Below are 11,966 nucleotides of genomic sequence, written 5' to 3'. Positions count from 1 at the left end.
CCTGTGGCCTGTGCCGATAACACCGTTAATAAATCTATGAGAAGGTGTTGTATGTTGAACCGTATCCGCGTTGTCACAATGCTCATGATGGTGCTGGTCATTTTCGCACTTCTTCAGCTTATTTCCGGTAGCCTCTTTTTCTCGTCGTTAAAACAGAACCAGGACAGCTTCGTGGCCTCGAACGATCTGCGGCTGCAGCAGAGTGAACTGACCACGACGTGGGATCTGATGCTGCAAACGCGTATTAACCTGAGCCGTTCGTCCGCGCGCATGATGATGGATCCAAACAATCAGCAGAGCAGCGCGAAAACGGATCTGTTGAAAAACGCGCGTGCCACGCTTGCCGACGCGGCAAAACATTACGACGCCTTCAAAAAGATTGCCCCGCAGCCTGCGATGGAGCAGGCGAGCGCCAACATTGATGAGAAATACAACGCCTACTTTGCCGGGCTGACGGAGCTGATCCAGTTCCTGGAGAGCGGCAACATGGATGCCTATTTCGCTCAGCCGACGCAGGGGATGCAAAACGCACTCGGCGCGGCGCTGGGTGAGTATGCTAAAGCCAGCAGCAACTTGTACCACTCCGCATTTACTGAAAGCCAGAACGACTACCGTTTCGCCAAATGGCAGATGGCCGTGCTGGCGCTGGCGCTGGTCATCGTGCTGGTGGCCGTCTGGTACGGCATTCGTCACATTCTTCTCAACCCGCTGGGCCGCGTGATTGCGCATATCCGCGACATCGCCTCAGGCGATCTGACCAAAACGCTGACCGTTTCCGGGCGCAACGAGATCACCGAACTGGCAAACAGCGTTGACCATATGCAGCGCTCGCTGGTGGAGACCGTTACCAACGTGCGTAACGGATCCGAGGCTATCTATACCGGCACCAGCGAAATTGCGATGGGGAATAACGACCTCTCTTCCCGTACGGAACAGCAGGCGTCTGCTCTGGAAGAGACCGCAGCCAGCATGGAAGAACTGACGGCCACCGTGAAGCAGAACGCCGACAACGCCCGTCAGGCGTCTCAGCTGGCAGAAAGCGCCTCTGAGACGGCGCAGCGCGGCGGTCGCGTGGTGGATGGTGTGGTGAAAACCATGCACGAAATCGCCGACAGCTCGAAGAAAATCGCCGACATCATCAGCGTTATCGACGGCATTGCCTTCCAGACCAACATCCTGGCGCTGAACGCCGCCGTTGAGGCGGCCCGTGCCGGAGAACAGGGCCGCGGATTTGCGGTGGTGGCCGGTGAAGTGCGTAATCTCGCCAGCCGCAGCGCCAATGCGGCGAAAGAGATCAAAGCCCTGATTGAAGATTCTGTCTCCCGCGTGGATACCGGCTCCGTGCTGGTAGAAAGCGCAGGGGAGACCATGAATGACATCGTGAATGCCGTTACCCGCGTAACGGACATCATGGGTGAAATCGCCTCTGCATCTGATGAGCAGAGTCGTGGTATCGACCAGGTCGCCCTGGCGGTATCGGAAATGGATCGCGTGACACAACAAAACGCCGCGCTGGTGCAGGAGTCCGCTGCGGCGGCCGCTGCGCTGGAGGACCAGGCGAGCCGTCTGAAGATGGCCGTCTCGGCGTTTCGTCTCGCTTCACTCGCAGCAAAAACGGTCGATTCACATACGATGTATCGTGCGCCCGCCGCAGCAACGGCAGCAACACCTACGCGTACCGCGACGACCGGACAAGATAAAAACTGGGAAACATTTTGACTGACAATTAAACCGCGGCTGCTTGCCGCTTGATGGGAGCGTGGATGTTAAATCGTATTCGTATCTCGACCACACTGTTTTTGATTCTGATCCTTTGCGGTGTGTTGCAGGTTGGCAGTAACGGGTTGTCTTTTTGGGCGTTTCGCGATGGTTATCAGAATTTGCAGGAAGTCGAGGCGAGTAATCAGCAGCGCTCCGCGCTGGCACAAACCCGTGCCGTGCTGCTGCAGGCAAGCACTGCGCTGAACAAGGCAGGTACCTTGACCGCGCTGAGCTATCCGCCGGATGACATCAAGGCGCTGATGGCGACCGCGCGCGACAGCCTGAAGCAGGCTGACGCGCAGTTTAAAGCCTTCACGGCGCAGGCCACCGACAGCGAGAAAGAGAAAGCGCTGAAAGCGGCCATGAAAAAGAATTTTGAACAGTGGTACAGCGATCTGGATCACCAGGCGACCTGGCTTGAGAACAACCAGCTTTCGGATTTCATGACCGCGCCGGTACAGGCGTCTCAGGCGGCGTTTGACGGCAGCTTTAACGCGTGGCAGCAGGATATTAACCAGTCTGTTCAACGTGCCGGTGAAGCGAGCCGTACCAGCTATCACATGTCGGGCGTGATCTTTGCCGTGGTCGTGATTCTGGCGGGGATGCTGACCGGCGGCGCGTTGTTCTGGGCACGCAGGATGATTGTGCAACCGCTGGCGATTATCAGCAGCCACTTCGACAGCATCGCAAAAGGCAACCTTGCGCGTCCGGTGGCGGTGTACGGGAAGAACGAAATTTCGGCAATCTTTGCCAGTCTGAAGGCGATGCAGGGCTCGCTGCGGGAAACGGTGAGCGACGTGCGGCAGGGCAGTTATGCCATGCACACCGGGATCTCTGAGATTGCAGCAGGCAATAACGATCTCTCATCCCGTACCGAACAGCAGGCGGCCTCGCTGGCGCAGACGGCGGCCAGTATGGAGCAACTGACCGCGACGGTAAGCCAGAACGCCGACAACGCGCGTCAGGCGTCGGATCTGTCAAAACAGGCGGCGATGACGGCGAAGCGAGGGGGCGACCAGGCCTCTCACGTGGCCAGTACCATGCAGGATATCGCCGCCAGTTCGCAGAAAATTGGCGACATCATTAGCGTGATTGACGGTATCGCGTTCCAGACCAACATTCTGGCGCTCAACGCCGCCGTTGAAGCGGCGCGTGCGGGCGAGCAGGGTCGCGGGTTTGCGGTCGTTGCGGGCGAAGTGCGCAACCTGGCGAGCCGCAGCGCCAACGCGGCGAAAGAGATTAAAGGGCTGATAGAAGAGTCGGTCTCCCGTGTTCAGCAGGGATCTGCCCTGGTCGATACGGCGGCGAAAACCATGACTGAAATAGTCACTTCCGTCACCCGGGTTAACGACATCATGGGGGAAATCGCCTCGGCGTCGGATGAGCAGCGCCGTGGGATCGAGCAGGTGGCCCAGGCCGTCAGCCAGATGGATCAGGTCACGCAGCAGAACGCGTCGTTAGTGGAAGAGGCGGCAGCCGCGACCGACCAGCTGGCAAACCAGGCCGACCATCTCACCGGGCTGGTCGCGGTGTTTAATGTCAAAGAGCACGTTGAAGCAGTAACAGAAGTCGGGCGGTCACAGGCCGTGCCAGTTGTATCCTGAATGTGATTAAGAAGGCGCTATGACATCACCCACGCCCTCAGGGCAAACGTCATTATTGTTACAGATGACACAGCGCCTCGCGCTGTCCGACGCGCATTTTCGTCGGATATGTCAGTTAATCTACCAGCGTGCGGGGATCGTGCTTGCGGATCATAAGCGAGACATGGTCTACAACCGACTGGTGCGGCGCTTGCGCACGCTTGGGCTGGATGATTTTGGTCGCTATTTGAGCATGCTTGAAGCGAACCAGAACAGCGCCGAATGGCAGGCTTTTATTAACTCGTTAACCACCAACCTGACGGCGTTTTTCCGTGAAGCTCACCACTTCCCGGTGCTGGCGGACCACGCGCGTCGACGCAGCGGCGAGTATCGCGTCTGGAGTGCGGCCGCCTCGACGGGTGAAGAGCCGTACTCACTGGCGATCACCCTTGCAGACACGCTGGGTATGGCGCCAGGACGCTGGAAAGTCTACGCCAGCGATATCGACACCGAGGTGCTGGAGAAGGCGCGTAATGGTGTTTATCGGCAGGATGAACTGAAAACGCTTTCGCCTCAGCAGCTGCAGCGTTACTTCATGCGCGGCACGGGCCCGCATGAAGGCCTGGTACGCGTACGCCAGGAGCTGGCGAACTGCGTCGAATTCGCGCCCGTTAACCTGCTGGATAAGCAGTACAACGTGCCGGGTCCTTTCGACGCCATTTTTTGCCGTAACGTCATGATCTATTTTGATAAAACGACGCAGCAGGACATTTTGCGTCGCTTTGTTCCGCAGCTCTTGCCTGACGGTTTACTGTTTGCCGGGCACTCGGAAAACTTCAGCAACCTCGTGCGTGAGTTTAGCCTGCGTGGGCAAACGGTATATGCGCTGAGTAAGGAAAAAGCATGAGTAAAATCAGGGTATTGTCTGTCGATGATTCGGCGCTGATGCGCCAGATCATGACTGAAATCATCAATAGCCACAGCGATATGGAGATGGTGGCGACCGCCCCTGATCCTCTGGTAGCGCGGGATTTAATTAAAAAATATAACCCCGACGTACTGACGCTGGATGTCGAAATGCCGCGCATGGATGGCATCGATTTCCTTGAAAAATTAATGCGCCTGCGCCCGATGCCGGTGGTGATGGTCTCCTCCCTGACCGGGAAGGGCTCGGAAATCACCCTGCGCGCGCTGGAGCTGGGGGCGGTGGACTTTGTTACCAAGCCGCAGCTCGGCATCCGCGAAGGGATGCTGGCCTACAGCGAGATGATTGCTGAGAAGATCCGCACCGCGTCTCGGGCGAAGCTTGCGGCGCACAAACCGATGTCGGCACCGGCAACACTGAAGGCCGGTCCGTTACTCAGCTCGGAAAAACTGCTGGTGATTGGGGCGTCAACCGGAGGAACAGAGGCAATTCGTCATGTACTCCAGCCATTGCCGCTTTCAAGTCCGGGTATTCTCATTACGCAGCATATGCCGCCGGGATTTACCCGCTCGTTCGCTGAACGTCTGAACAAACTGTGTCAGATCAGCGTGAAAGAAGCTGAAGACGGCGAGCGCGTGCTTCCGGGACATGCGTACATCGCGCCGGGCGATAAGCATATGGAGCTGTCGCGCAGCGGCGCGAACTATCAAATCAAAATTCATGACGGACCGCCGGTTAACCGGCACCGTCCGTCAGTGGATGTGCTGTTTCATTCGGTGGCGAAACATGCGGGGCGCAACGCCGTGGGGGTGATCCTGACGGGGATGGGCAACGACGGTGCCGCCGGAATGCTTGCGATGCACCAGGCTGGCGCCTGGACGATTGCGCAGAATGAAGCAAGTTGTGTGGTGTTCGGCATGCCGCGCGAGGCCATCAATATGGGTGGCGTGAGCGAAGTGGTCGATCTTAGCCAGGTAAGCCAGCAGATGCTGGCGAAAATCAGTGCCGGACAGGCAATACGTATTTAAAGAGGAGTGTAGTTTTATGGCGGACAAAGAGCTCAGATTTTTGGTTGTGGATGACTTTTCCACCATGCGTCGCATCGTGCGTAACCTGTTGAAAGAGCTGGGCTTCAACAACGTTGAAGAAGCAGAAGACGGCGTTGATGCGCTGAACAAACTGCAGGCGGGTGGCTTTGGTTTTGTGATTTCCGACTGGAACATGCCGAACATGGACGGTCTGGAACTGTTGAAAACCATTCGTGCGGATGCCGGTATGGCGTCACTGCCGGTGCTGATGGTGACCGCAGAAGCGAAAAAAGAGAACATCATTGCAGCCGCCCAGGCGGGCGCAAGCGGCTATGTGGTGAAGCCATTCACTGCAGCAACCCTGGAAGAGAAGCTCGGCAAGATCTTCGAGAAACTCGGCATGTGAGGTGATGGATATGTTGCAACCTGCTATGAAACCCGTTGAAGAACATTCACCGAGCGACATTATCGCCCGCATTGGTAGCCTGACGCGCATGCTGCGCGACAGCCTGCGTGAACTGGGGCTGGATCAGGCTATCGCTGAAGCTGCAGAAGCGATTCCTGATGCACGTGACCGTCTGGACTACGTTGTGCAGATGACCGCGCAGGCCGCTGAGCGTGCGCTGAACAGCGTTGAAGCGTCACAGCCGCACCAGGACGCGATGGAGAAGGGCGCGAAAGCGCTGACCCAGCGCTGGGATGAGTGGTTTGAAAATCCTATCGAGCTGGCTGACGCGCGCGAACTGGTGACGGATACCCGCCAGTTCCTGGGCGATGTGCCGGGCCACACCAGCTTCACCAACGCGCAGCTGCTGGACATCATGATGGCGCAAGATTTCCAGGACCTCACCGGTCAGGTTATCAAGCGCATGATGGATGTGATTCAGGAGATTGAACGTCAGCTGCTGATGGTGCTGCTGGAGAACATCCCGGAACCGGCTGCCCGTCCGAAACGCGAGAACGAAAGCCTCCTCAATGGCCCACAGCTCGACGCCACCAAAGCGGGCGTTGTGGCAAGCCAGGACCAGGTGGACGACCTGCTGGACAGTCTCGGTTTCTGATGCGCTATTCCGCCTCAGGGGGCTCACGCTGCCTGAGGCGTTTTACGACAGAATCCCCGAAAAGAGCCCGAATAAACGGGCTTTTCCCGCCATTGGATTTTCCTCGTGCTGGCATGATACCCGTGACGTAATGGGCTGAGCATGCATTGTGGCAGAAGAGAACGACGACAAAACGGAAGCCCCCACACCCCACCGACTTGAAAAAGCGCGTGAGGAAGGGCAGATCCCCCGATCCCGAGAACTGACATCCCTGCTGATCCTTATCGTAGGCGTGTGCATTATCTGGTTGGGTGGGGAGTCGCTTGCCCGCAGACTGGCGGGCATGCTCTCTGCGGGGTTACGTTTTGACCACAGCATGGTCAACGATCCCAATCTCATTCTTGGCCAAATTATTATTCTGATTAAAGGCGCGATGATCGCTTTACTGCCGCTGATTACCGGCGTGGTGCTGGTGGCGATTGTGTCGCCGATCATGCTGGGCGGGCTGGTGTTCAGCGGTAAGTCACTGCAACCCAAGTTTTCTAAACTCAATCCGTTTCCCGGTATTGCGCGTATGTTTTCTGCCCAGACCGGGGCAGAACTGATTAAAGCGATCCTCAAATCCACCCTGATGGGGAGCGCCGCAGGGTTTTATCTGCTGCACAACTGGCCAGATATGATGCGCCTTATCAGCGAATCGCCGCTGAGTGCCATGAGCAATGCCATGAACCTCATAGGCCTGTGCTCGCTGCTGGTGGTGCTCAGTATCATCCCGATGGTGGGCTTCGACGTTATCTTCCAGCTTTATAGCCATTTCAAGAAGCTGCGCATGTCACGTCAGGATATTCGTGATGAATATAAGCAGATGGAAGGTGACCCGCACGTGAAAGGGCGTATCCGCCAGATGCAGCGTGCGGCTGCCCGCCGACGCATGATGGAAGACGTGCCTAAAGCCGATGTGATTGTCACCAACCCGACACACTACTCCGTTGCGCTGCAGTATGACGAAAACAAAATGAGCGCGCCGAAAGTGGTGGCGAAAGGGGCAGGGCTGATTGCGCTGCGTATCCGTGAAATCGCGACCGAAAACCGTGTTCCCATTCTTGAAGCGCCGCCGCTGGCGCGTGCCTTATACCGCCATGCGGAAATTGGGCAGCAGATCCCAGGTCAACTTTATGCCGCCGTGGCGGAAGTGCTGGCCTGGGTATGGCAATTAAAACGCTGGCGTCTGGCTGGCGGTCAACGACCTGTGAAACCTGAAAACCTTCCGGTGCCTGACGCGCTGGATTTTTTGAACGAGAAGGACACTGATGGCTAATCTGGTGGCAATGTTGCGCCTGCCCGGCAACCTGAAATCGACCCAATGGCAGATCCTTGCCGGGCCGATTCTCATCCTGCTAATACTGTCGATGATGGTACTGCCGCTCCCGGCATTCATTCTCGATCTGCTTTTCACATTCAACATTGCATTGTCCATCATGGTGCTGCTGGTGGCGATGTTCACCCAGCGCACCCTGGAATTTGCGGCGTTCCCGACCATTCTGCTGTTTACCACGCTCCTGCGACTGGCGCTGAACGTGGCGTCTACCCGTATCATTCTGATGGAAGGCCATACCGGCGCGGCGGCGGCGGGTAAAGTGGTTGAGGCTTTTGGCCACTTCCTCGTGGGCGGTAACTTTGCCATCGGTATCGTGGTGTTTGTCATCCTCGTGATCATCAACTTTATGGTTATCACCAAAGGTGCGGGTCGTATCGCGGAAGTCGGTGCGCGCTTTGTGCTGGACGGGATGCCGGGCAAGCAGATGGCGATCGACGCCGACCTGAACGCCGGGCTTATCGCAGAAGATGAAGCGAAAAAGCGCCGCGCGGAGGTGACGCAGGAAGCGGACTTCTACGGTTCGATGGACGGTGCCAGTAAGTTTGTGCGCGGCGATGCCATCGCAGGCATCCTGATCATGGTCATCAACGTGGTCGGGGGGCTGCTTGTCGGCGTCCTTCAGCACGGGATGGACATGGGCCACGCGGCGGAAAGCTATACGCTGCTGACCATCGGTGACGGTCTGGTCGCCCAGATCCCGGCGCTGGTTATCTCGACCGCAGCGGGTGTTATCGTCACCCGCGTCAGTACCGATCAGGACGTGGGTGAGCAGATGGTGGGGCAGCTGTTCAGCAACCCGCGCGTGATGCTGCTGGCGGCGGCGGTGCTGGGCCTGCTCGGCCTGGTACCGGGCATGCCAAACCTGGTGTTCCTGCTGTTCACCGCGGGTTTGCTGGGCCTGGCCTGGTGGATGCGCGGTCGTGAAATGAAACCGGCAGCAGAGCCCGTGCCGGTGAAAATGCCGGAGAATACCCAGGCCGTAGAGGCCACCTGGAACGACGTGCAGCTGGAAGATTCTCTGGGGATGGAAGTGGGCTATCGCCTGATCCCGATGGTGGACTTCCAGCAGGATGGCGAACTGCTGGGGCGTATCCGCAGCATCCGTAAAAAATTCGCCCAGGATATGGGCTTCCTGCCGCCGGTTGTCCACATTCGCGACAATATGGACCTGCCGCCCGCGCGCTACCGCATTCTGATGAAGGGGGTCGAAATTGGCAGCGGTGATGCCTATCCGGGCCGCTGGCTTGCGATCAACCCCGGCACCGCCGCGGGCACGCTGCCAGGCGAGCAAACCATCGATCCTGCCTTTGGCCTGGCGGCTATCTGGATTGAGAGCGCCCTGAAAGAGCAGGCGCAGATTCAGGGCTATACCGTTGTTGAAGCCAGTACCGTGGTGGCGACCCACCTCAACCATCTGATTGGTCAGTTCTCCGCCGAGCTGTTTGGGCGTCAGGAAGCGCAGCAGTTGCTTGACCGCGTGACGCAGGAGATGCCGAAGCTGACGGAAGATCTGGTCCCGGGCGTGCTGACGTTAACCACGCTGCACAAGGTGCTGCAGAACCTGCTCGATGAGAAGGTGCCGATCCGCGATATGCGCACCATCCTGGAAACACTGGCCGAGCATGCGCCGCTGCAAAGCGATCCGCACGAGCTGACGGCGGTGGTACGCGTGGCGCTGGGCCGTGCGATCACCCAGCAGTGGTTCCCTGGCACCGGAGAAGTGCAGGTGATTGGCCTTGATACGCCGCTTGAGCGTCTGCTGCTGCAGGCGTTGCAGGGCGGTGGTGGCCTTGAGCCGGGTCTGGCCGACCGCTTGCTGGCGCAGACCCAGGAGGCGCTGGCGCGTCAGGAGATGCTCGGTGCGCCGCCGGTTCTGCTGGTCAATCATGCTCTGCGGCCGCTGCTTTCACGCTTCCTGCGCCGTAGCCTGAACCAGCTGGTGGTGCTGTCGAATATGGAGCTGTCGGACAATCGCCATATTCGTATGACGGCGACCATTGGAGGAAAATAATGCGCAAGTGGCTATGGATACTCATTTTCCCGCTGGCGACCCAGGCCGCAGGTGAGGGGACGTGGCAGGCCAGCAGCATGGGCGTCACCCTCAGCAATCGCGGGGTGGCAATGTCTTCGCGTCCGCTGTCGCCGTCGGAACCGGCTTCTGGCCTCATGACGCTGGTGGTCTGGAACTATAAGCTGATTGGCCCAACGCCCGCCGGGCTGCGGGTGCGTCTCTGCTCCCAGACGCGCTGTACCGAAATAGACGGTGAAAGCGGTACGACCCAGGCGTTCAACGGTGTGCCCGCCGTCGAGCCTTTACGCTTTATCTGGGAGGTGCCGGGTGGCGGTCGCCTGATCCCGGCGCTGAAAGTTCAGAGCAATTCCGTCATCGTCAACTACCGTTAATTGCCTGCCTTTTCGCCAGCCTTCAATCAAATCTGATGGCTGGCTCGCAAAATTGACCTCACCTTTTGATGAAATAGAAACGCTGTTTTATAAATCAGTGACACGCGTGACGATACTCTTTGCATTTTTGCCATTCACCCCTGTGCGATGGCAGAAACAGAAAGGTTTCAATAAGTCGATACTTTTACTGTAGCCGTGTAAAAACTCCCGGACGAGGTTTGCTTACAGGGAGTCTCCCAAAACTGATTAGGGTGGACGGCAATGAAAACACGTAAAATTGGACTCGCAAATTATCTTGCTTACGGGTCAGGCGATTTCCTCGGGGCGGGTACCACCGCGCTGACGGCGGCCTGGCTTTTGTATTTTTATACCACCTTCTGTGGACTCACACCGATTGAAGCAACGTTCATCTTTGCCGCCGCAAGGGTGCTGGATGCCGTTGTCAGCCCGCTGATGGGCTTTTTGACGGATAACTTTGGTTCGACATGGCTCGGTAAGCGCTTTGGTCGCCGTAAGTTCTTTATCCTGCTGGGTATTCCGTGCGTGTTCAGCTACTCGCTGATGTGGGTGGGGGACATGAGCTTCTGGTACTACCTGCTGACCTATCTGGTGTTTGATATTGTCTACACCATGATTCTGGTGCCGTACGAAACGCTGGTGCCGGAAATGACCGACGACTTTAAACAGAAAACCAAGTTCTCCGGGGCGCGTATCTCTATGGCGCAGATGTCCGCCATTCTGGCCTCCTTCCTGCCGGGGATCCTGCTGACCCACTTCGGGAAAGACAATGCGGTTTCCTTCTTCTACGCAAGCCTGGTTTTCTCTGTGCTCTGCGCGCTGATGCTGACCTTCGTTTGGTTCTTTACCTGGGAGCGCCCGCGTGAGGAGTGGTCTGAAGCGGCGCTCCGTGCCGAAGAAGAGAAGAAGAAGCTGACGCTGGGCCAGAGCCTGAACCGTCTGTTTGTGGAATTAAGCTCGACGCTGCGCATCAAGATTTTCCGCCAGCATCTGGGCATGTACCTCGGCGGCTACATCGCGCAGGACGTCTTTAACGCGGTGTTCACCTACTACGTGGTGTTCGTGCTGATGCAGGAAGCGTCAATGGCGTCTAACCTGCTGGGCACGATGGCCATCTTCCAGTTCCTGGCGGTAATCGGGATGATCCCGCTGTGCATTCGCTTCGGGCCTGCGCCGTCTTATCGCATGGTGGTGGTGCTGTTTGGTCTGGCATCGATTTCTTACGCCGTGCTCTACTACGCGGGTCTGAGCGACGTTTACTCACTGCTGTTGCTGATCTCTGCGGTGGCTGGGCTGGGTCGCGGCGGTATCAACTACGTTCCGTGGAATACCTACACCTACATTGCTGACGTCGATGAAGTGATCACCGGCCAGCGCCGCGAGGGGATCTTTGCCGGCATCATGACCCTGACCCGTAAGGCGTCTCAGGCCGGTGCGGTAATGCTGGTGGGCATCGTGATGCAGATGTCCGGCTTTGTCAGCGGCCAGAAAGTGCAGCCTGCGGAAGTGAGCCACACCATTCTGATGATCCTGAGCGTGGGCACCATTCTGGTGCTGTTCTGCGGCTTCCTCGTTTCCCTGTGCTTCAAACTCAATTTGCAGACCCACAGCACGCTGCGCGAAGAGACCGCGAAAATGCGGGAGTCCGGCCGGGCGATGCCAGACGCTGCCACGCCGCAGGCCCGCGAGACCGTGGAAATGCTGGCCGGTATGCCCTACGAGTCACTGTGGGGCAACAACAATATTGGTTATCTGAATCGTAATAAACCGGCGGCACCTTCGCTGAAGGATCGCGCGGTACTGAATTCGACATACAACAGAGGTTAAGAT

General features: G+C 57.7%; 10 protein-coding genes. All 10 read left to right on the top strand.

Annotated features, from left to right (window positions below; genetic code table 11):
* Nucleotides 1-51: 51 nt before the first annotated feature.
* The 10 genes from tar (at nt 52) to N2K86_RS13130 (ending at nt 11,963) form a co-directional block, all read left to right on the top strand.
* Entirely contained in the window at nt 52-1,719 is a 1,668-nt protein-coding gene (tar, locus tag N2K86_RS13175; RefSeq protein WP_260658891.1) for a methyl-accepting chemotaxis protein II, read from the top strand.
* Nucleotides 1,720-1,763: 44 nt separating this feature from the next.
* Complete coding sequence (tap, locus tag N2K86_RS13170; RefSeq protein WP_260658890.1) at nt 1,764-3,365, top strand: methyl-accepting chemotaxis protein IV; 1,602 nt, start codon at nt 1,764-1,766, stop codon at nt 3,363-3,365.
* Nucleotides 3,366-3,384: 19 nt separating this feature from the next.
* Complete coding sequence (gene cheR, locus N2K86_RS13165; protein ID WP_260658889.1) at nt 3,385-4,251, top strand: protein-glutamate O-methyltransferase CheR; 867 nt, start codon at nt 3,385-3,387, stop codon at nt 4,249-4,251.
* On the top strand, nt 4,248-5,297 hold the full coding sequence (locus tag N2K86_RS13160) for a protein-glutamate methylesterase/protein-glutamine glutaminase (RefSeq protein WP_010432526.1): 1,050 nt from the start codon (nt 4,248-4,250) through the stop codon (nt 5,295-5,297). The genes cheR and N2K86_RS13160 overlap by 4 nt, the downstream gene beginning before the upstream one ends.
* Before the next feature lie 16 nt (nt 5,298-5,313).
* Entirely contained in the window at nt 5,314-5,703 is a 390-nt protein-coding gene (gene cheY / locus N2K86_RS13155; protein ID WP_010432528.1) for a chemotaxis response regulator CheY, read from the top strand.
* 10 nt (nt 5,704-5,713) lie between these two features.
* Nucleotides 5,714-6,358: a protein phosphatase CheZ gene (gene cheZ / locus N2K86_RS13150; RefSeq protein ID WP_029485121.1), complete on the top strand. Its 645-nt coding sequence runs from the start codon at nt 5,714-5,716 to the stop codon at nt 6,356-6,358.
* A gap of 148 nt (nt 6,359-6,506) precedes the next feature.
* Nucleotides 6,507-7,655 carry a flagellar biosynthesis protein FlhB gene (flhB, locus tag N2K86_RS13145; protein ID WP_407065233.1) on the top strand — a complete coding sequence of 383 codons (1,149 nt, stop codon included), beginning with the start codon at nt 6,507-6,509 and terminating at the stop codon, nt 7,653-7,655.
* On the top strand, nt 7,648-9,726 hold the full coding sequence (gene flhA / locus N2K86_RS13140) for a flagellar biosynthesis protein FlhA (protein ID WP_260658888.1): 2,079 nt from the start codon (nt 7,648-7,650) through the stop codon (nt 9,724-9,726). The genes flhB and flhA overlap by 8 nt, the downstream gene beginning before the upstream one ends.
* Nucleotides 9,723-10,118, top strand: a complete 396-nt coding sequence (gene flhE / locus N2K86_RS13135) for a flagellar protein FlhE (protein ID WP_260661678.1) — start codon at nt 9,723-9,725, stop codon at nt 10,116-10,118. Before flhA ends, flhE begins: the two co-directional genes overlap by 4 nt.
* A 261-nt stretch (nt 10,119-10,379) precedes the next feature.
* Nucleotides 10,380-11,963, top strand: a complete 1,584-nt coding sequence (locus tag N2K86_RS13130; protein WP_260658887.1) for an MFS transporter — start codon at nt 10,380-10,382, stop codon at nt 11,961-11,963.
* Nucleotides 11,964-11,966 lie beyond the last annotated feature (3 nt).

The sequence above is a fragment of the Enterobacter mori genome (assembly GCF_025244905.1).
In the GTDB taxonomy this organism is placed as follows: domain Bacteria; phylum Pseudomonadota; class Gammaproteobacteria; order Enterobacterales; family Enterobacteriaceae; genus Enterobacter; species Enterobacter mori_A.
This window is presented reverse-complemented; position numbering and strand designations above follow the sequence as displayed.